The organism is Flavobacterium sp. 103 (genome assembly GCF_003096795.1).
Lineage (GTDB): Bacteria > Bacteroidota > Bacteroidia > Flavobacteriales > Flavobacteriaceae > Flavobacterium.
In genome coordinates this window covers 3,470,417-3,491,935 of record NZ_QENX01000001.1, presented here as the reverse complement: position 1 = coordinate 3,491,935, position 21,519 = coordinate 3,470,417, and the positions used below count along the sequence as shown (strand labels likewise).

The following is a 21,519-nucleotide window of genomic DNA, read 5'->3' as shown; positions in this document are numbered from 1 at the left end:
GATAAGGTTATTTGGTTTTCATTAATTCTTCAATCTCAAAAATTTCAATAGGCATGTCTTCGCACAAATTGATGTTTCCATCAGCTGTAAGTAAATAATCATTTTCTAATCTAACACCGATTCCTTCCTCTCTAATATAAATTCCGGGCTCGCAAGTTAAAACCATTCCTTTTTCAAAAGGTCTTGAATACAAACCCACATCGTGAACATCGAGTCCTAAATGATGGGCTGTTCCGTGCATAAAATATTTTTTATACGCAGGATTCTCAGGGTTTTGATTTGCAATATCTTCAGAGGTAATCAATCTCAATTTAATCAATTCTGTTTCAATCAATTCAGCCATTTTCAATTCGTAATCTTTTGATAAAACTCCAGGTTTTAATAATTTCGAACCTTCTTTTAAACAATATAAAACGGATTCATACACCTCTTTCTGGCGAGGGCTAAATTTTCCGTTTACTGGAAGACAACGAGTGGTATCCGAATTATAATTGCCATAGCAAACTCCAAAATCGACCAAAATCATTTCCCCATCTTTGCAAACAGCATCATTGGTATTATAATGTAGCGCACAGGCATTTTTACCTGAAGCCACGATAGGTTTGAATGCGTGGCGTGTTGCTCCATTTTTTATGTAATGATAAGCCAACTCAGCTTCTAGTTCGTATTCCTTTACATTTGGTTTTGCTGCTTTTAATACAGATTTAAAACCTTTGATACTAATAGCAATTGCTTTTTGAATTAAAGCTACCTCTTCATCAGACTTAATTGGTCGTAAATCACGGGTAATTTTAGCCACTCTTTCGTATTGATGCAGCGGGTATTTTTCTTTGCACCACAAAATCATACGATCTTGACGAGTCGACATATCTGAAGTTACTCTTTTAATATGCTCGTTATGTCCCAAATAAATCACATCCGATTCAAATGCAAATAGTTGAAATGTTTTTTCAAATTCGTGCGTCCATTTTACATTTTTAATACCCGAAATAGCCTTAACTTGTTCTTTTGTCAAAAAATCTCCTTCCCAAATTAAACTATGCTCGTTGACTTCTTTTACAAATAAAATGGCTCTATTTTCTTCTTTAAAAGCATCTGGAAAAAGCACCAAAATAGTTTCATCTTGCTCGATTCCAGACAAATAAAACAAATCATTATTTTGAGCAAAACCCATTACATCATCAGCATTATTAGGCATTACATCATTTGAAGTCAAAATAGCTAAACTATTACTTTGCATTTTTGAAGTAAATCGGCCTCGGTTATTTTCAAACAAAGAAACTGGAATCGAATCGTATCGCATATTTTTATATTTGGAACATTTTTGTGTCTACAGAAGTTGTTTTTCCTGAGATTATTTCGGTAATAATTTTTCCTGTTGCAGGTGCAAGACTTAACCCCATCATTGCGTGTCCAGTTGCAAAAGTCAAATTTACTACTTTTTTATCTTTAGTAATAATAGGCATACCCGATGGAGTACAAGGTCTAAATCCATACCAAGTATCTTCTACTTTTGGCATTTCAACTTCCATTTCAGGGTAAAATTCATTGATGGTATTTACAATTCCTTGCAGTCTGTTCTGATTAATTTTGGTGTCATTTGTATGAGTTATTTCCATAGTTCCACCGAAACGAATATCATTATTCATAGGAGTTACGGCTACTTTTCCTTCACATAGAATAGACGGAATTGAAGGCTTGTGATTTTCATCTTTCAACGTAAAGCTATATCCTTTCCCTGGCAAAATGGATATCGAAATCCTTAACTTTTTGGCCAAAGTTGGACTCCAAGAACCAGCTGCCAAAACAACTTCATCTGTTGCAAATGTCCCTCTACTGGTAATAATTTTTGATATTTTATTTTGGTCAAAAACAAAGTCTTTCACGGAAGTGGAAGAATAAATCTCAACTTGTAAGTGTTGCAATTCTTTTTTAATGAATTCCATGAACCTTTGAGGGTACAAGTGGGCATCACTTTTATAATGAATTCCACCCAAAACATCTGTTATTGTTCCTTTTTCTAATCGAGAAACTTCTTCTCTTGTCAAATAATCAACTTCCAATCCCAAACGCTCTGCTTCCTTGGCTTCATGAAACATTTCATTGGCTACTTTATCAGTTTTATACAACATCAAAAGTCCCTTTTCTTTATAAAAAAAAGAATCATTTTCCTTTGCAAAATCTTGGTACAACTCTTTACTCAACAATGACAAATCACGCAAAGCAGGCATACAATTCTCAACGTGCTTTTCGTTTGCGTGTTTGTAAAATTGAAGCCCCCATTTTATCAAATCAGCATTTAATCTTGGTTTAACATAAAACGGACTTTGGCTATCAAACATCCATTTCATTCCTTGGGCAATCATCCCGGGTTGAGCAAGCGGAATTATATGCGAAGGAACAATCATTCCTGCATTTCCATAAGAACAACCATCATTCATTTCAGATTGATCAAAAACAGTTACTTCATAACCTTCTTTGGCAAGATAATAGGCTGAACACAATCCTATAATTCCTCCGCCAACAATACTTACTCTCTTCATTATATTTGGAATTAGAAAATTCATTGATAAGACCGACAACGCTTATCAATGAATTTATATATTTTAAATTACATATTAAATCACTTGAAAACCGTGTGCATATGGATCATCATTTTCGTCTATAATTATGTTGTTATATCCATACACTTTTGCCCAACCTTGAATACTTGGAACAATTGCAGGGATTTCACCAATACTGGTTTCTTCGACAACGCGTGCAATAAACTTACTGCCAATATAGCTTTCATGGATAAAATCTTCATCCTTTTTTAGTTTGCCTTTGGCGTGTAATTGTGCAATTCTAGCCGAAGTTCCTGTTCCGCAAGGAGAACGATCTATAGCTTTGTCTCCATAAAAAACAGCATTTCGTCCCGATGATTTTGGATCTAATGGTTCACCTGTCCACAACATGTGGGTTACATCACGAATGGTATCATTTTCAGGATGAATAAAATAATTAGGGTATTTTTCGTTGATTCTTTTGCGAACTTCTTGACTAAACTGAATAATTTTGCCAGCCGTAAAATCTTGAATCCCTGAAAAATTTTGCTGCGGATCTACAATTGCATAATAATTTCCGCCATAGGCAACATCAAAAGTAATTTCACCCAATTCTGGGCAGTCAATTGTCAAACCTTCTGCAGCTAGATATGATTTCACATTTGTCAAACGAACCCAATCCACTTTATTTCCTGTTTGTTGGTACTCTATATTTACCAAACCTGCAGGAGCCTCCATTTTAATTTTTCCAGGAACTTTAGGAGTAATTAAACCTTCTTCTATGGCAATTGTTATGGTTCCAATAGTTCCGTGACCACACATTGGTAAACAACCTGAAGTTTCTATGAATAAAATTCCAAAATCATTTTCGGGATTGCTTGGTGGATACAAAATACTACCGCTCATCATATCGTGACCTCGGGGTTCGAACATTAATCCTTTACGAATCCAATCGAACTCTTTTAAAAAATGTTGTCGTTTTTCACTCATATTTGCACCAACTAAATTTGGTCCACCGCCCGCAACTACTCTCACAGGATTTCCGCATGTATGCGCATCTACACAAAAAAAAGTTTTCTTAAACATAATTTATAGGTGATTGAGTTTGGGTATTGTTTATGGTTCTTAAAATTTGCAACGGATTTTCATTTTGTAAAGCCAATGGCAATAAACTATTAGGCCAATTTTGATAACTAAAAGGACGCACCCAACGGTAAACAGCATGTGTTCCTACAGCAGTAAATCTCGAATCTGAGGAAGCTGGGTAAGGCCCTCCGTGAATCATTGCTGGACAAACTTCTACTCCAGTTGGAACTCCATTAAAGATTAAACGCCCTACTCTATTTTGCATTGCTGCAATGATTCCTGTATGTGCATTTAATTCATTTGCTTCTCCAATTATAGTTCCTGTTAACTGTCCATCCAATTGATTTACAATTGCAAGTAATTGAGATTCATCATCACATTTTACAATGATTGAAAATGGACCGAAAACTTCGTGAGATAACATTTTATTCTCCAAAAATGTTTTTCCATCGACAGTCAAAACAATTTGAGCACCATGATTTGGAGCAACTTCTCCTTTATATTCTGCTACTTTTGAAACGCCTTCTTGAGAAATAACCTTTTGAGCGCCTTCTTGAAAACCCGATTGCATCGTTGGATGCAGCATACAAAAAGGTTCTATTTTCTCAATAGCAGTAGCTAATTCTTCGGTAAATTTAGTAAGTTCGGCACCTTTTACCGCGATCAATAATCCTGGATTGGTGCAAAACTGACCCGCTCCAAGCGTAATCGATCCTGCATAAGCTGTAGCCCATTTTTGACTGTTTTCTTTTAAAGCATTAGGCAAAAGCACTACAGGATTTACACTTCCCATTTCGGCAAAAACAGGAATCGGTTCCGGGCGTTGTGCAGCCAAATCAAATAAAGCTCTACCTCCACGAATACTTCCTGTAAAACCAACAGCTTTAACAAGGGGATGTTTTACCAAACTTGCTCCAAGAGTTGTTCCTCCACCTACAAGATTCGAAAAAACGCCTTCTGGCATATTTGTTTTTTTGGCAGCTTTAATAACTGCCGAAGCCACCATTTCACCAGTGCCAATGTGCATGGAATGACTTTTTACAATAACGGGACAACCTGCAGCTAAGGCAGAGGCCGTATCCCCTCCTGCTGTAGAAAATGCAAACGGAAAATTACTAGAGCCAAATACAACAACAGGTCCTAAAGGCACTAGCATTTTTCGTAAATCTTCTTTTGGAGCAGGCTGTCTATCTGCAATTGCTGTGTCAATAGTAGCTTGAACCCAACTTCCTTCGGTTAGCATATCTGCAAACGAACGCAATTGACCAATCATTCTACCTCGCTCACCTTCTGCTCTCCCTTTTGGGAGACCAGATTCGCTGCAATACTGAACTAATAATTCTTCACCTAAAGCCAAAATTTCGTCTGCAATTGTATTCAAAAAATTCGCTTTTTCCAAACCAGAACATTTTTTATAAGCAGCAAACGCCTGATTGGCCAAAATAATCGTTTCATCAATTTCTTCTTGAGTTGCTTCTGTAAAAACCCAAGGATTTTCCTTATTCAATTGCGGATTAAATGTTTTAAACGTTTTCGTTCCGCTTGCTTTAAGTTGACTTCCTATATAATTTCTTCCTGTAATCATTTATATTGTTTTTATGAATTTAAACTTTACAAATCAAAACCGTAAAGCCAATCATGTGAATATGCTATTACAAATTTTTGTAATCTGGTAAAGTTGGTCTTGTACGTAAACCTTCAGCAATAACAGCCAAAACTTTTTCTCTTTCTGCACCACGAAGCGGTAATCTAGGCGCACGTACATATTCTGTACCAATTCCTGTAGCTACTTCTGCCAATTTGATATTTTGAACCAAGAATGCATTGATGTCCAATTCTAACAAAGGCAAAAACCATCTGTATATTTTAAGAGCTTCATCGATTCTTCCTGCTTTAGCCAATTTATAAATAGCCACTGTTTCTCTTGGAAAAGCATCTACTAAACCTGAAACCCATCCATCAGAACCCATCAATAAACTCTCTAATGCCAAAGTATCTACTCCAGATAAAATCTTTAAACGATCACCAAAACGATTAATAATCCTTGTTACATTTGATATGTCTCTTGTAGATTCTTTTACCGCTTGAATATTATCGTATTTCAACATTTCTTCAAACATATCCAATGTAACTTCAATTTTATAATCTACAGGATTATTATATACCATAATAGGCAATGAAGTGTTTTTGGCTACTTCCGTAAAATACACAACTGTTTCATAATCTGAAGCATTATAACGCATTGGCGGCAACATCATTAATCCTTTTGCACCGTCTTGTTCGGCTTTATTGGCTGCCAAAATTGCTCCGCGAGTCGTTTGCTCTGCAATATTCATTATAATAGGAACTTGTCCGTTTACCATCGCAACAGTACCTTTTACAAGTTCTCTTTTTTCTTCTTCCAAAAGTGTACTTGCTTCACCAAGTGTTCCTCCTAAAATAATTCCTTCAACTCCTGCTTCTAATTGTGCTTTTACATTTACTTCAAACATTTTGAAGTCTAGTTTATCATCTGCAGTAAATTTTGTTGTTACTGCTGGCATTACACCTTTCCATTGAATACTCATAATATCGATTTTAATTATAGTTCAAAATTATTTATAATGCAGGAAGGCTACCGCCAATAAATTACCTCAAAATAATACTATATTATCCTATATATGGTTATTGATAAAAAAATAGACTAATATATTACCACTTTTATAGATAAATAAAATACATTTGATATAAATTAACCTAACCAACCATGAAAGTTTTTCCGTTTAAAATACCCAAATCAGGCGAAGAACCTCTTATTTATCAAGAAGATAGAGAAGTTGTATTTTATGACAAACTCCATCAACACGAAGAAATTCAAATTAGTTTTATCGAAAAAGGTGAAGGTGCTGTTTTTGCAGGAGATACTATTTCACATTATCAAGAAGGAGATATTTTGGTTATTGGTAGTAATTTACCTCATGTTTTTAGAAGTGATGCTCGTGAAAATGAATCGTCAATCATGTGCACTCTGTTTTTTACCACTAATTCTTTTGGAAAAGATTTTTTTAATTTAAACACCTTCAAAAATATTCATCCTTTTTTAGAAAACAGTAAAAACGGATTCATCATTCATAATCCTCCAAAAAAAATAATCAAATCATTTAAAAAATTAAAAAAAGCGGACAACTTCGAACGCTTTATTCTGTTTTTAGATATCATAAAATGGATTTCGAATAATGAAAAAGAGCAACTTTCGAATTATTTATATGATAAAAAAATTACAGATAATGAAGGCAAACGAATGCAGACCGTTTTTGAACATGTTATGACTAACTTCCACAAAAACATAACTCTAGACGAGATTGCCTCAATTGCAAATATGACCAAAAATGCTTTTTGCAGGTACTTTAAAGTTAGAACCAACAAGTCTTTTTTTCAGTTTTTGATAGAGGTAAGAATTGAAAGTGCTTCAAAATTATTGGCCAACAACAGTGAACTTTCCGTTTTAGAAATTGCCGAATTATGTGGTTTTAACAACATTTCAAACTTCAATAGAAAATTTAAAGAGCTAAAACACAATTCTCCTTTGCAATATAGAAAATTAAATATCTAAAAGGAATTCCATACTTGTAAAAGACTCCAATACGATTTATAGTAGCCCTCCACAATTGGAAATGTGAAAACATCCAAAAAGTTGAATGTACAGTTGCTGAAGGACCTACAGTACTGAAAAAAGACAGTTTGTATTATTTAATTTATTCAGCAAATGATTTTAGAAATTCAAATTATGCTGTCGGATATTATGGCTTTTAATTATTCCAAACTATAACCCACTTAATTCTAATTCTGTAACTTGTCTTTGAGCTCTTCCATATCTTGCTGCATCTTGCTGATAATGACTTCTAAACTGTTGGCATCGAAAACTTCAGGCTTATAATTTTCGCGTTCAAGACTTCCGGTATATTCTCATATTTCCGCTATTTCAGAAAATCTAATCTCATAAGGTTTATAAAAATTATTATCCGACTTTAAAACCAATACATTTTTTCCGTTTTTATTTAGCCGCTTATATACCATTTCCTGATTCTTGGTAATGATAATATAAGTTTTACCATCCACAACATCTCCAATTTTTTCAATATACCTTCCAATTATATAAGACTTGTCGTTGTGAGCAGGCATAGAATCTTCATCCACAGGGAAAGTCCTGTACTTTTCATTTTTGTCGAGCCAAGGGAGATAAATATGTTCAAGCTCTGAAATAAATGTGGAATCAGAATATCCCCCGGCAGCATAACCCGCTTTAGCATTATGGGGTACAATCTCAATATAATTATTTTGATTTCGATCTACCATTATCGGCAGTAATATTCTGTTATCGCCAAGCTTTAGCAAATTTTCTATGGGAATACTTTTCAATTCAACAGAAAGAAATATCTCAATACTATTATGATAATAACGGGAAATATTCTGCAAAATTTCCAACGGAGGATCCGATTTATTTTCTTCATATTTTGAATATCGTTCGCATGTAATAGACAAATTATCAGCAACTTGGTATCAGGAAGATGTAATAAAAATTGCTTTGCATTATGGAGGATTGCCAGCAGCAGATGGCGATATTTTACGTCGGACCATGAGTGGCAAAGGGCGGTCAAAAACAGCATTGCAAAAAGTAAAGGACAACTTTTTTGATTCCTGCAAAAAGCAAGGACATCCACAGCTCCCCGAATGGTTTCTTGGTACGGTGATAGCGACCGAAGCGGAAGGGAACCAAATGCAGACTGGCCTACAGAACTATTATCAATAAAAAAAAGAGTTGAAATTGAAACACAAATAAAATTTAATGCAGTATTACTCAATCTTTACAGAAATGGTAAAGACGGCGTAGCTTGGCACAGTGACAAAACGCCTAGCACTAATAAAGATATGATTATTGCATCGGTAACTTTTGGAGAAACTCGTATGTTTCGCCTGCGACATAAATTTATAAAGCATATTCCGCAAATAGAAATCCCATTACATCACGGGTGGTTTTTTATTGATGGCAGGACCAACAAACAGTTACTGGGAACATCAGTTACCAAAAACGGCGAGAGACGTACTTCCTAGAATTAATCTTACTTTCAGACAGATTAAGCAAACATCATAAATATAAAAAACATTCCCAATTTCAAGGTATTCGATAAAATAATCGTCTATTATATTAATTTTACTTTAATCTTAAAAAATATAAAAAATGGAAAAGACATATTCACTTGTTATTCACCCTCCCGAGCCTATTCTTGCTTTGGTAAAGTCTATGAAAGAACAATTGGCGGCTGAAGTTGGCTGGTTCAATAGTAAAAATTCTGTGGGACATATTACCATCTGCGAATTTAAGGCAACCGAAAAGGGAATTGAGAATATCAAAAATCAAATTCTTAAAATATGTGATACACTATCCCCTGTTGAAGTGTATCTAAATGAGTTTGGTTCCTTTCCAAAAAACGGTGCTTTTTTCATAGCACCCGACAACGATTCCAAGAAAAGCTTAAAGAACATCATGAAACGATTTCATAAATCACTACTCATTCCAAATATGCTAAAAAGCGACAATCCACATCTCTCCATTGCCCGAAGATTAAGTTCCGAAAATCTAATAAAAGCCAATCAATTATTTACCGAAATTGATTTACATTTTGTTTGTGACCGTGTGGTTTTACGCCAATTTGACGAGAAAATAAAACAGTTTTTTGTAATCGATACTTTCGAATTTAATGACAATCCGCAACCAGAATCAATACAGGGAACACTTTTTTAATAATGCTTCACTAAATAAGACAAAATACATAGTTGTAATTGATGCCAATTATACCTTTTGATAGAATCAAAAAAAAACGGATAAACAAAAAGTATTAAATTGCAGTTTTATAAAGAATTGCAATTATCCCCAAATAGCTTATCAATGAAAATTTCAATAAAACATATTTTTATCATCTTCCTCTTGTTTTTTGTATCGTTCGCAAAGGCACAAAAGACAACAATTAATTTTATAGAAAATGATTATAAACTGGCGCTTGAACAATCCAAAACATCCAAAAAGCCAATTTTTGTAATGGTTTATGCCACTTGGTGCCCGCATTGCAACAAAATGAAAGCTACTGTTTTAAAAGACCCAGCTGTAATTGATTTTTTTAACGCCAACTACATCAATGTAATGATGGATGGGGAATCTCCGACGGGTAAAGATTTTATGAAAAAATTTAGGGTAACTTCCTTTCCGACATTTTTATACTTGAACGAAAAGGAAACCCATCTCTATAGTACGGGAGGTGAATTCACGTCTGAAGAATTTATTTCGGAATCCAAAAAAGCATTAAATCCAAATACACAATTACCTTATTTAGAAAGCCAATTTAATGACGATATTCGAAATTCAGAAAGTTGTCTGCTTTATTTAAACGCCCTAAGAAAGAGCATCGACAGAGACAAAACCGATGAAATTGTGGCAAAATATCTATCCACCCAGCCCAAAGACCAACTCTTTACGGCAATCAATTGGAAGATTATTGCCTTTGGCGTTAATAAATTGAATACAAAAGAATTTGATTTCATTTTGGATCATCAAAGTGATTTTGCCAAAGTGGCATCACCCAAAAGAGTCGAAGCCAAAATTGTAAGCGTAGTCAATCAATCCTTAAAACACAATATGGAAAGCCTAGATTCAATCGGGTATTCCAAGAACAGAATCCTTGCCAAAAACAGCAATTTAACCAAAGTGGATTCCTTAGTGTTCAAACTCGATCTACAAATGTATGAAGCCTGTAAATGCTGGGATAAATACAAACAAACCACCTTAGAATCAGTTCAAAAATGGGCTTGGAGCGATTACAAAACCATCAACGAAATTACCAAAATTTACATCCAGTACATAAATGATAAAGAAGCCTTACAATCCGCTATCACATGGGCAAAACGATCTGTCGAACTGAACGATTCCGCCGAAAGTAATTTATCATTGGCGCGATTGTACAACAAAACCAAGGATAAAAAAACAGCCATAACATACGCCCGAAAAACCAAAAATATCATCACAGCAATGGGTTGGGACACAAAAGAAATAGACCAATTTTATTTGGATTTAGGGATAAAATAAATTCTATCTGTTCTCAATACAAAATTTTTATCATAAAAAACAAGTCGCTATTGAATACTTTTATTCTTCAACCTATCGATCAATTCTCTGCGATACGTAATCCCGACAGGCAATCTTTCATTTTTGATAATGACAAAATCCTTTTCAGTGGTGTCAATTTTGTCCAACGCAACAATATAGGATTTATGAATGCGCATGAAGTTTTTTTCAGGAAGACATTTCTCAAACTCACTTGTGGTAATTGATGCGAGGTAGGTCTTTTTCAATGTGTATAATTTGACGTAATTTCCAAAACTTTGTGCAAACAAAAGCTGGTCCAATTCGATGTCAATAAAATAGCCATCGACTTTTACACTAACTGAATTAATTCTATCTTCTTCAACTTTAATTGCGTTTTCAGTTGAAAAGAAACGATCTATTGCTTTTAAAAAACGGGGGAAATAAATGGGTTTTAACAAATAATCAATAACGCCATAATCATAACTTTCGAGAGCAAATTCAGAATAAGCAGTAGTTAAAATGGTTTTGGGATGTGTAGGAAGTATTTTCAGCAATTCCATACCAGAAATCTCAGGCATATTGATATCCAAGAACATCAAATCGACTTTGTTTTCACGAAGATAATCCATGGCTTCAATGCCATTATAACCTTGAAAAACCAACTCTAATCGTGGATTTTGTCTGATATAATTCGCCAAAACATAGTGTGCTGCCGGCTCATCATCAACAATAATACACTTTTTGAGTTCTTTCATATGTTAATATTTATTGTTTTTTATCGGTCATATGTAATTCGCATATCGTCATTGGTATTTGGAACCAATTTACTGTCATGCTCATTTCATTATAAAGTCTTTTTGAGTTGTAATTTCAAATCTACAATATACGTATTTTTGTCATCTTGAATATCTAATTTATAGTCTTTACCGTAAATTAAATTTAAACGTTCTATAGTGTTTTTTAAACCAATTTTAGTAGAAACAACGTCTGTTTTCTTCGGAATGGAATTTACAACATGTAAATGCAACAAACCGTTTTCAACAGTAATTATGATTCGGACAAAACATTTTTCTATGGCACAAGTTCCGTGTTTGAAAGCATTTTCGATAAAAGCGATCAGTAACATCGGTGACACTTTATAGGCATTTTCATTGTCAATTTTGCAATCGTACGTAATATCGCAACGGTAACCTACACGTTCTTTTTCAAGTTGCACGTAACTGTTTATAAAATCAAGTTCATCTTCAAGAGAGACACTTTGTTTACTGTTGCTTTCAAGCTGATAACGCATGAGTTGCGACACTTTCATAATCAAATCAGAGGTTCTTTCTGGGAATTCTAAGCTGATTCCGTAAAGCGTATTGAACGTGTTGAATAAAAAATGTGGATTCAATTGTCCTTTGAGTGCATTCAACTGCATTTGATTAAACAGTAAAGTTTCGTCTGTTTGTTTTTTATGAATTCTATAAAATTTAAAAACAATTATCGGGCTCAAAATACAAACCAATGTCCCTAAAACACTCGCCAATTGGTACACATAGCTTCTTTGATGTGAGTTTTGATACAAATGACTTTTACTGAAAATATCCAAAGTAGACATTTCAAATAAAAGAACCGAAAATACTAATACTCCCAATAAAGTTAAAGACAAATAAGTTAATGGTCTTTGTCCCTTAAATAGTACTGGAAGCAGAAAAAAACGATTGAATTGGGCGTGTATGTACAAAATGAGATAGAAAGAAATACCCATTAAAATGGATGCCAAAGAACTAAATAACATCCAATCGTTCTTTAAGGTATAAATCGTCAATGAAAAACCAACAACGGCAATTTCTTGCCACCATTTGTTGTCCATTAAATTATCAAATTTTTTATTCATTAGAAATACTTAAATAGGTTGCAAATTAACCACTAATATTTCGTTTTTATTTCTAATAAATGACCAATTGAATTGGTCATTTATAATCGTATTACATCATTTAAGAAAGGGTATTTCCCTGCAAGTGAAATAATTTTGTGCCACTAATTATATTTTGAATTTTATGTGTTTTAAAAAAATCACTATATTGTTTTTCATGATTTTTGCCTCCGTGAGTTACTCACAGACCTTGTCTTTGAAAGAAGCCATAAAAACGGGTCTTGAAAACTTTGGTTCTATAAAAGCAAAAAACAATTACGCCAATGCTTCGCGAGAGACACTTAAACAAACTCGTCGCGATTATTTACCCAACCTTAATCTATCTGCCCAGCAGGATTACGGAACTATCAATGGGCAAAATGGCCCTTTATATGGATTTAATGGTTTAGGAACCGCTTCTTCCGGCCCAACATTGGCAGAACAAAACTGGAATGCCGCTTTTGGCGCTTTGTATTTGGCCAACGTGAATTGGGACTTTTTTACTTTTGGGAAAACCCAAGAAAAAATCAATCTGGCGAAAATTGATGTTCAGAGCCGTGAAAATGACCTACAACAAGAACGATTTCAACAAGAGATTAAAATATCTTCTGCTTATCTGAATTTATTGGCCAGCCAAAGACTATTGATCTCACAGCAAAAGAATTTAAGTCGTACCGAAGTTTTCAGGAAGAATGCTGTTGCAAGAGTCAAAAACGGTTTACTTGCCGGAGTTGATTCCACTTTGGCGACAGCCGAGGTTTCTAAAGCCAAAATTGCCTTAAATCTGGCTAAAAATTTGGTAAAGGAACAAAACAATAAATTGGTCGATTTGATGGGGATTACTCCTCAGGACATCATCACCGATACCGTTTTTGTGAATCGAATTCCAAAAAACATCATAATGGATGAAAAAGCCAGCGATAGTTTACATCCTTTACTTCAATTCTACAAAACAAAAATTGACTACAGCAATCAACAAGTCAAATTATACAAACGATTTTACTACCCAACGATGAGTGCTTTTGGTGTTGTGCAAACGCGTGCTTCCGGGTTTAATAATGATTATGCATTGGATAGAAATTCTTTCAGCAGAAATTATTTGGATGGTGTGAATCCTGACCGTTCCAATTATTTGGTTGGAATCGGAATTAGCTGGAATTTGACTACTCCGTTTAGAACGAGCAAACAAGTGAGTGCCCAAAAATTTGTTTCGCAAGGTTTACAGGAAGAATACAACCAAGCTGACCGTGAACTAAAATCACAATTGACTTTGGCCGATGACAAAATAAGAATCACGCTTGACAATTATGCCGAAGCCCCTATTCAGGTAAAAGCAGCCGCCCAGGCTTATTTGCAAAAATCAACTTTATACAAAAATGGTTTAACCGATTTGACTGATTTGACGCAAACGCTATTTATTCTCAATCGTGCCGAAATTGACCGTGATATCGTCAACAATAATGTTTGGCAATCGTATTTGCTAAAAGTAGCCGCAATAGGCAATTTTGACTTATTTATAAATGAATTTTAATAAAAGATCCTGATGAATTTAATACGATTTGCACTCCGCAAACCCATTTCCATAATGGTACTGGTAGCAGGCTTATTCTTTTTTGGAATAGGTGCCATACAAGATATCAAAGTGGATATCCTACCCAAAATGAACCTTCCGGTAATTTATATTGCGCATCCTTTTGGAGGATATACTCCTGACCAAATGGAAGCTTATTTTGGAAAAACCTACGTGAATATTCTTCCTTTTGCCAATGGTATAAAATCAGTGGAGACCAAGAATATCCAAGGTTTGATGATTATGAAACTGACCTATTATGAAAACACCAATATGGCGCAGGCAGCTGCGGAATTGGGTGCGCTTTCGAATAGAATTCAAGCGGCATTTCCTCCCGGAACACAACCGCCTTTTATCATTCGTTTTGATGCTTCTTCATTACCGATCGGACAATTGGTTTTGAGCAGTAAAATCAGATCCAACAATGAATTACAGGATATGGCAAACGTATATGTTCGTGCTTCCTTTACTTCTATTCCCGGTTTATTATCGCCGGCTCCCTTTGGCGGAAGCCCGAGAACAATAGAAGTAAATGTTAATCCTGATTTGTTGCGTTCCCATAATATGACACCTGATCAAATTGTGGAAGCAATACGACTAAACAACCTTACCGCTCCTTCCGGAAACGTACGAATTGGAGATAAAAATTACATCACGCCCACAAACAATACAATTAAAGAAGTTAAGGATTTTGAAAAAATTCCGTTGTTTAAAGGCGGAGTTCAAAACCTGACTTTAGGCGATGTGGCTACCGTAAAAGATGGTGCTGATATCACGGCAGGTTATGCATTGGTCAACGGAAAACGTTCTGTTTACATCAGTATTGCCAAAGCGGGCGATGCCTCAACTTGGGATGTGGTTAAAAAACTGAAAGCTGAATTACCAAAAATTCAAAGCACATTACCCGAAGATGTTAAATTATCATATGAATTTGACCAATCCGTTTATGTAATCAATTCGGTGAAAAGTTTAATTACCGAAGGGATTATCGGAGCGGTGTTGACGGGATTAATGGTTTTATTATTCCTTGGTGACCGAAGAGCCGCCATAATTGTGATTTTAACGATTCCGATTTCTATTATCTCGGGAGTTTTATTCTTGAAATTATTTGGACAAACCATCAATTTGATGTCATTGAGCGGGCTGGCTTTGGCTATCGGAATTTTGGTGGATGAAAGTACGGTAACCATAGAAAATATTCACCAACACCTCGATATGGGAAAACCCAAGGCACTCGCCATTTGGGACGCCTGTAAAGAAATTGCGCTGCCAAAACTGCTGATTCTGCTTTGTATTTTGGCCGTTTTTGCCCCTGCCTTTACGATGGTAGGAATCCCAGGAGCGTTGTTTTTGCCTCTGGCTTTAGCAATTGGTTTTTCGATGGTATTTTCATTTTTATTATCGCAAACCTTTGTTCCCGTTATGGCCAATTGGTTGATGAAAGACCATCCAAAAATGGAACACACCCCAAATATTACAGATGATGAAGCCGAGTTTAATGCTTGCGGATTAACACCGGAATCCGAAAAAGATATCATCAGCCAAAAAAAGGTTATGGTTGAAAGAGACGATTTTAATAATGACCATAAAATAAGTCATTTTGAACGATTCAGAATTCGATTCATGAAAACGCTGGACCGTCTTTTCCCATACAAAAAAGCAAGCAGTTTAGCTTATCTTATCGGAATTACACTTTTGGCAGTAGTATTTATTACTTCCATCGGGAAAGATGTTTTTCCAAAAGTAAATTCGAGTCAGTTTCAACTTAGAATGAGAGCTGCAGACGGAACACGATTGGAACGTACAGAAGAAAAAGTGGTTTTGGTATTGAAAGAATTAAACAAAATGGTGGGCAAAGAACACGTTGGTATTTCATCGGTTTATGTGGGTCAACATCCATCTTTGTTCTCCATTAACCCAATTTATTTATTTATGGCTGGTCCGCATGAGGCGGTTTTTCAAGTGAGTTTGAAAGATTACGAAACTGATATGGAGGATTTTAAAGACGCGTTTAGAGCCCGAATTAAAAAGATTCTGCCTGATGTGAAAATCTCGTTTGAACCAATCGAGCTTACAGACAAAGTATTGAGCCAAGGTTCCCCTACTCCAATTGAAGTTCGAATTGCTGGAAAAGACAAAAAAAGAAATGAGTTATATGCCAATCAAATAGTCGAAAAATTAAAGAAAATATCCTATTTCAGAGATGTGCAAATTGGACAGCCAATTCATTATCCTGCAATGAATATTAACATAGACAGAAAGCGCGCAGCCGAATTGGGTGTTGACATGAATGATATTTCACGCTCTTTAGTCGCTTCGACATCTTCTTCAAGATATACCGAAAAAAATACTTGGATTGATGAAAAAGCGGGCTTGTCCTATAACGTTCAGGTGCAAGTGCCTTTGAACCAAATGAAAAGCAAAAATGACATCGATGAAATTCCGCTGTTAAAAAATTCGCTTCGTCCTGTTTTGAGTGATGTGGCTACAATCACACCTACAGTTGTAAGTGGTGAGAATGACAATTTAGGAGCGATGCCTTACATCACCGTTACTGCAAATACCTATAAAACCGACTTAGGGAAAGCGACTAAAGATGTGGCGGCAACGATAAGTTCATTAGGGGAATTGCCTCGTGGTTTGTTTATCGAACCCATTGGTATGACCAAAGTATTGAAAGAAACATTAAGCAGTTTACAACTCGGATTATTAGTTGCCGTATTTGTCATTTTCTTAATGCTTGCCGCCAATTTTCAATCGTTCAAAGTTTCTGCTGTTATTTTGACAACCGTTCCGGCTGTAGTTCTGGGAGCCTTATTAATGCTAACGATTACTGGTTCAACGCTAAATTTACAATCGTATATGGGAATCATCATGTCGGTTGGGGTTTCAATCGCCAATGCCGTTTTACTGGTCACCAATGCCGAACAATTACGAAAACGAAATGGTAACGCCTTAGAATCGGCACGGGAAGCAGCTGCCTTACGACTTCGCCCTATTATCATGACCTCTGTGGCCATGATTGCGGGAATGTTGCCTATGGCGATTGGACATGGCGAAGGAGGCGATCAAGTTTCTCCATTGGGAAGAGCCGTAATTGGTGGATTATTATTTTCGACCTTTACCGTATTGCTGATTTTGCCTTTAATTTTTGCCTGGGCACAAGAAAAAACATCCATAAAATCGATCTCTTTAGACCCTGAAGACGAAGAAAGCGAGCATTATATATCATCACTAAAATCATAAAATGAACACTAAAATATTACAACCGACCGCGCTATTTTTTGTAGCACTATTTATTCTAAGCAGTTGCAATTCGAATAAAAAAGAAGAGCCTGTTGCCGAATTAGAACCTAAAATGGAAACCTTTTCTTTGGTAAAATCAAAACTAACCACCGACTTGCGTTTACCGGCCGAGTTATCCGGTTTTAGTCAAGTGGATTTATATGCCAAAGTGAACAGTTATGTAAAAACACTTAAAGTAGATATTGGTTCTGATGTAAAAAAAGGTCAATTGCTAATTGAACTGGAAGCACCCGAAATCAGTTCGCAATTATCGGCTTCTGAATCTCGCCTGCATTCGCAAGAAGCGGTTTATACAGCCAGCAACAGCACCTACCAACGATTACTTGAAACAAGCAAGGTCGAAGGAACGATTTCTAAAAATGACTTGGAACTGGCTTTGTCCAAAAAGAATTCAGACTTTGCACAATTAGCCGCTGCCCGTGCTGGACACAAGGAAATCAAATCGATTCAAGACTATTTACAAATACGTGCTCCTTTTGACGGTAAAGTAACGGCACGAAATGTAAACACTGGAGCTTATGTGGGACAAGGAGCCCAAATTCCGTTGCTGACTGTGCAGGACCAAAAGAAACTTCGTCTATCGTTATCTGTGCCTGAAGCGTACACAGGTTACCTAAAAGTGGGTGATATGATTGGGTTTAATGTAGTGTCTTTACGTGGCGAAACATTCAAAGCTAAAATCAGCAGAATGTCCGGAGCACTGGACCTCAAACTACGCTCGGAACGTGTCGAACTGGATGTAATCAATTCTGATGAAAAATTACTCCCGGGAATGGTTGCCGAAGTGATCCTACCACTTAACAGCAAAAAAGAAACTTTTGTTGTTCCTAAATCGGCGGTTGTGAATACAGCAGAAGGAATCTTTTTGATAAAAGTAGTCAACAAAAAAGCACAACGCGTCAAAGTAAGCCTTGGACTTGAAGTTGATGATAAAATTGAAGTTTTCAGTGATTCATTACAACAAAATGATGTTTTACTTAGTAAAGCAAATGAGGAAATTAAGGACGGTGATGATATAAAGGAATAGTTTTTAATTAGGTTAATTTGGGAAGAAAGTGCTGTAAGACTTAGGTTTTACGGCATTTTTTTTTAGGAGCTTATTCCTGCTATCCGTTTCAATCTTTTGTGCCGAACCCCGGCACAAAAGGATTTACCCTTCTATCAGGGCTAGGGCTTTTGCGATTTAAAAGATGCTTTACTCTATAAAAATCCTTCTGAAAACTTATAAAAGTTTTCTCGCTCTTCGAAGTCTCCCGACTTCGAACTTTTTTCAATGTTCTTGTAAAAGGTAAATCTATTAAAAGCCTCCCGCCTTTTTCCGTAATTGTCTTTAGAATTCAACACATTACAAAATTAAAAAAAAGTAAAACAATCAATACAAATTCAATTTTGCAAAAAATTTTTGGTTTGTTAGTTTATAGTTTTTATCGTACTTTCGATTAGCCGAAAATACTCGTTTTCATAACTTGTAAACCTCTAGAAGCGCGAGAAATTTGGCAACAACTAACACGCAGAGTCATTCAAAAACAATTTTTATATTAAACTAAAATGAATAGTAACTTTTTCTATAATTTACTTCTATGGTTATCAATACTAGTTTTACCAGATATGGTATTTTCTCAATCAACAGACTATACCATTCAAGATGTAACGTTTGAAAGTGATGGCATCACTCTTGCAGGCTCAATTTTAACACCTAAAAAAACAGTTGCAGCAGTTGTAATTGTTCATGGTTCTGACCCTGTAAAAAGAGAAATGGAGTTCGCTAAACGCCTTGCCAAAGAAGGTATTGCTGTACTGACCTATGATAAACGTGGAGTTGGAGAATCTGGTGGTGTATATGTAGGACCTTCTGTTGGCACGAATAATATTGACACTACTAATCTTAATTTATTATCTCAAGATGCAAGTATGGCAGTAAATACATTTCGAACCTATTTGAAAGATAAAAAAATACCTATTGGATTAGTCGGCTTCAGTCAGGCAGGATGGATAATCCCAATTGCTGCAAGCAAAAATCCTAAAATAGAGTTTATGGTTTTATTTAGTTGCCCTACAATTACAACCCTAGAACAACTTCGATTTCAGTTTTACACTAATGGAAACAATAATTTTTGGGAAAACCATACAGAAGCAGATGCTCTTGACCATACTAAAAATGACCTAGACAGATATCAATTTACAGCTACTGACCCAAAAATTTCCTTGAATACTCTTTCAATTCCAGGGCTTTGGCTTTTTGGTGAGAAAGACATCCAAATTCCGGTAAAGTTGTGTATAGAACAATTAAATACATTTAAAGTTCAAGGCAAACCTTTCGAATACACCTTGTTTTCAACATTAGGACATAATACTTCTTCTGGCAATATTACAGAACCTTTTGATATTTCAATTCAATGGATAAAACAGAAAGCTTTGAATATTAAGAAGTCTAAAGCATCTAAATAAAACACCCCGCTCCCCGAAGAGTTCTATGGAAACATGTATGCTCGGCAAATGTCTCTGACTTTGTGTTTCTTAAAAAGTTCTTAAAAAATCATAAACGTAATAAAAGTATTCCGACTTTTTCCGTAATTGTCTTTAGAATTCAACACATTACAAAATAAAAAAAAAGCAAAACAATCCATACAAATTCAATTTTGAAAAAAAAATTGGTTTGTTAATTTATAGTTATTTATGACGATTTGAATCGGAAGGATTATCAAGTTCATCATTCACAATTTTCAAATTTCCATCAGCGTCAAACTCGTCATCTTCTAAATCTAAATCTGTGTTTAAATTATCATTTGTTTCATTGGAAGTAGGGTCTTCCAACGGATTTGGGTTGTTTGGGTTGTGACCGTTTCTTACCATAAAACCTTGCTCGGCAATTTCAGCTACACTTTGATTTTTTTTACTCTTATCAAGTTGATTGTCTCTCTTTTTCATAATCGTTGTTTTTAAAATAACTATTATAAAATTAACCTAAAACAAAATAATATAGTTTCAACCAAAACTTTTATTGTTGCATAATTATCAGTTTTTTATATTGAAAAATCTCCTTATGAAAAACTAAATTTCTCGTTTAGCCCCGATGGAAGTAAAAATCCTTGTAAGCCGGGGTTCGGCTTACAAGATTGTAGCGGACAGCGGGACTGAATATGTTTATTAAAATAGACTTTCTGCTCCTAAAAATCATAAAAATCTTCCCCAAAATCTACAATAAATGGAATACAAATTTGAATTAAGGCAGATGCAAAAAATGGCTCTTTTGAAAAAAAATTAAAAAAATATTGTTTCTGAAACGCTTGTTTCAAAAATAGTTTTACATTTGCAAAATAATAATGAAGTCTTATGGCTCGATGTGTAGAATTTAACGAGGTCGAAAAAATTGAAAAAGCAATGAATGTCTTTTGGGAAAAAGGATATAATGCTACTTCTATGCAGGACTTAGTGGATGCTATGCAGATCAACAGAAGCAGTTTATACAACACCATTGGCGACAAGCATCAATTATTTATGAAATGCATTGGCAATTATTTCGATAATGCTATGCTGGAAATAAAAGAAAAAGTGGCTAAAGAAACATCAGCCAAAGCTGCACTGATTAAAATTATTACTGATAAGGCTGATTGGGTTGTATCCTGCGACAAAGGTTGTCTGGGTATGAAAACGATTTTCGAAATTGCTCCAGATGATTCCACTGTCCGAAACCAGATGAGTAAAAACAATGAAGTTTTCATCGAATTTATGGCAACAATAGTTCAAAAAGCTATGGATGATGGCGAAATGGACGATACAGAAGATGCTTCATTAATGGCTGAGTACATTGCGACTTCTTTTACTGGATGGAAGCAATCGTATATCCTTCATGGAAATCCTATCAAAATCAAAAAAATGTCAGAATTCCTGATTAAAAATATATTTAAATAAGCCCCTTTTTTTATCTACTTTCTGAAACGTTTATTTCAGAAACAATACACAATGGCGCCTACGAATTTTTAAATTACAGCATTGATTC

18 protein-coding genes and 2 pseudogenes are annotated in these 21,519 nt (G+C 35.2%); 11 read left to right on the top strand and 9 right to left on the bottom strand.

The genetic code is table 11. The annotated features are described in order from the left end of the window. Positions 1 to 7 precede the first annotated feature (7 nt). The 5 genes from C8C85_RS14850 to C8C85_RS14830 form a co-directional block, all read right to left on the bottom strand. A complete protein-coding gene (locus C8C85_RS14850; RefSeq protein WP_116797764.1) occupies positions 8 to 1,303 on the bottom strand; it encodes an aminopeptidase P family protein in 1,296 nt (431 codons plus the stop codon). A 4-nt stretch (positions 1,304 to 1,307) separates the two neighbouring features. Beyond that, positions 1,308 to 2,543, bottom strand: coding sequence for an NAD(P)/FAD-dependent oxidoreductase (locus C8C85_RS14845; protein ID WP_116797763.1), 1,236 nt, complete (start codon positions 2,541 to 2,543; stop codon positions 1,308 to 1,310). A 75-nt stretch (positions 2,544 to 2,618) separates the two neighbouring features. Then, the gene (locus tag C8C85_RS14840) at positions 2,619 to 3,629 is read right to left on the bottom strand and encodes a 4-hydroxyproline epimerase (RefSeq protein ID WP_116797762.1); all 1,011 of its coding nucleotides are present in this window, start codon (positions 3,627 to 3,629) and stop codon (positions 2,619 to 2,621) included. Then, positions 3,622 to 5,214, bottom strand: a complete 1,593-nt coding sequence (locus C8C85_RS14835) for an aldehyde dehydrogenase (NADP(+)) (protein ID WP_116797761.1) — start codon at positions 5,212 to 5,214, stop codon at positions 3,622 to 3,624. Before C8C85_RS14835 ends, C8C85_RS14840 begins: the two co-directional genes overlap by 8 nt. A gap of 67 nt (positions 5,215 to 5,281) precedes the next feature. Beyond that, a complete protein-coding gene (locus C8C85_RS14830; RefSeq protein ID WP_116797760.1) occupies positions 5,282 to 6,196 on the bottom strand; it encodes a dihydrodipicolinate synthase family protein in 915 nt (304 codons plus the stop codon). Between the two features lie 179 nt (positions 6,197 to 6,375). Here C8C85_RS14830 and C8C85_RS14825 point away from each other — a divergent pair, with 179 nt between their 5' ends. Both C8C85_RS14825 and C8C85_RS18570 read left to right on the top strand, forming a co-directional pair. Then, positions 6,376 to 7,221: an AraC family transcriptional regulator gene (locus C8C85_RS14825; RefSeq protein ID WP_116797759.1), complete on the top strand. Its 846-nt coding sequence runs from the start codon at positions 6,376 to 6,378 to the stop codon at positions 7,219 to 7,221. Between the two features lie 65 nt (positions 7,222 to 7,286). Further along, positions 7,287 to 7,409, top strand: a pseudogene (locus tag C8C85_RS18570) (beta-xylosidase); the annotation flags it as partial. Positions 7,410 to 7,574: 165 nt separating this feature from the next. On the opposite strand, the gene C8C85_RS14815 reads toward C8C85_RS18570, so the two are convergent. After that, entirely contained in the window at positions 7,575 to 8,150 is a 576-nt protein-coding gene (locus C8C85_RS14815; protein ID WP_207786936.1) for a helix-turn-helix transcriptional regulator, read from the bottom strand. Positions 8,151 to 8,166: 16 nt separating this feature from the next. Between C8C85_RS14815 and C8C85_RS14810 the strand changes: the two are divergent. The 4 genes and pseudogenes from C8C85_RS14810 to C8C85_RS14795 all read left to right on the top strand — a co-directional run. Continuing rightward, positions 8,167 to 8,331: pseudogene (locus C8C85_RS14810) on the top strand (hypothetical protein); the annotation flags it as partial. Positions 8,332 to 8,339: 8 nt separating this feature from the next. Next, entirely contained in the window at positions 8,340 to 8,720 is a 381-nt protein-coding gene (locus C8C85_RS14805) for an alpha-ketoglutarate-dependent dioxygenase AlkB (RefSeq protein WP_317046351.1), read from the top strand. Positions 8,721 to 8,847: 127 nt separating this feature from the next. Then, positions 8,848 to 9,411 carry a 2'-5' RNA ligase family protein gene (locus C8C85_RS14800; protein WP_116797758.1) on the top strand — a complete coding sequence of 188 codons (564 nt, stop codon included), beginning with the start codon at positions 8,848 to 8,850 and terminating at the stop codon, positions 9,409 to 9,411. A 144-nt stretch (positions 9,412 to 9,555) separates the two neighbouring features. Continuing rightward, the gene (locus C8C85_RS14795; protein WP_116797757.1) at positions 9,556 to 10,746 is read left to right on the top strand and encodes a thioredoxin family protein; all 1,191 of its coding nucleotides are present in this window, start codon (positions 9,556 to 9,558) and stop codon (positions 10,744 to 10,746) included. Positions 10,747 to 10,793: 47 nt separating this feature from the next. Here the strand turns inward: C8C85_RS14795 and C8C85_RS14790 are convergent, their stop codons facing one another. Further along, positions 10,794 to 11,501, bottom strand: coding sequence for a LytR/AlgR family response regulator transcription factor (locus C8C85_RS14790; protein WP_116797756.1), 708 nt, complete (start codon positions 11,499 to 11,501; stop codon positions 10,794 to 10,796). Positions 11,502 to 11,590: 89 nt separating this feature from the next. Beyond that, entirely contained in the window at positions 11,591 to 12,625 is a 1,035-nt protein-coding gene (locus C8C85_RS14785; RefSeq protein WP_116797755.1) for a sensor histidine kinase, read from the bottom strand. A 163-nt stretch (positions 12,626 to 12,788) separates the two neighbouring features. On the opposite strand from C8C85_RS14785, the gene C8C85_RS14780 reads away from it, so the two are divergent. From C8C85_RS14780 to C8C85_RS14765, 4 genes are all read left to right on the top strand, one after another. Then, entirely contained in the window at positions 12,789 to 14,174 is a 1,386-nt protein-coding gene (locus C8C85_RS14780) for a TolC family protein (RefSeq protein ID WP_116797754.1), read from the top strand. 12 nt (positions 14,175 to 14,186) lie between these two features. Next, positions 14,187 to 17,459, top strand: a complete 3,273-nt coding sequence (locus C8C85_RS14775; protein ID WP_116797753.1) for an efflux RND transporter permease subunit — start codon at positions 14,187 to 14,189, stop codon at positions 17,457 to 17,459. 1 nt (position 17,460) lies between these two features. After that, positions 17,461 to 18,546: an efflux RND transporter periplasmic adaptor subunit gene (locus C8C85_RS14770; protein WP_116797752.1), complete on the top strand. Its 1,086-nt coding sequence runs from the start codon at positions 17,461 to 17,463 to the stop codon at positions 18,544 to 18,546. Positions 18,547 to 19,067: 521 nt separating this feature from the next. Further along, positions 19,068 to 19,967: an alpha/beta hydrolase family protein gene (locus tag C8C85_RS14765; RefSeq protein ID WP_116797751.1), complete on the top strand. Its 900-nt coding sequence runs from the start codon at positions 19,068 to 19,070 to the stop codon at positions 19,965 to 19,967. Between the two features lie 222 nt (positions 19,968 to 20,189). Here C8C85_RS14765 and C8C85_RS14760 read toward each other — a convergent pair whose 3' ends face one another. Beyond that, positions 20,190 to 20,447: a hypothetical protein gene (locus C8C85_RS14760; RefSeq protein WP_116797750.1), complete on the bottom strand. Its 258-nt coding sequence runs from the start codon at positions 20,445 to 20,447 to the stop codon at positions 20,190 to 20,192. 405 nt (positions 20,448 to 20,852) lie between these two features. Between C8C85_RS14760 and C8C85_RS14755 the strand changes: the two genes are divergently transcribed. Beyond that, a complete protein-coding gene (locus C8C85_RS14755) occupies positions 20,853 to 21,431 on the top strand; it encodes a TetR/AcrR family transcriptional regulator (RefSeq protein ID WP_116797749.1) in 579 nt (192 codons plus the stop codon). The last annotated feature ends 88 nt before the right edge of the window (positions 21,432 to 21,519 follow it).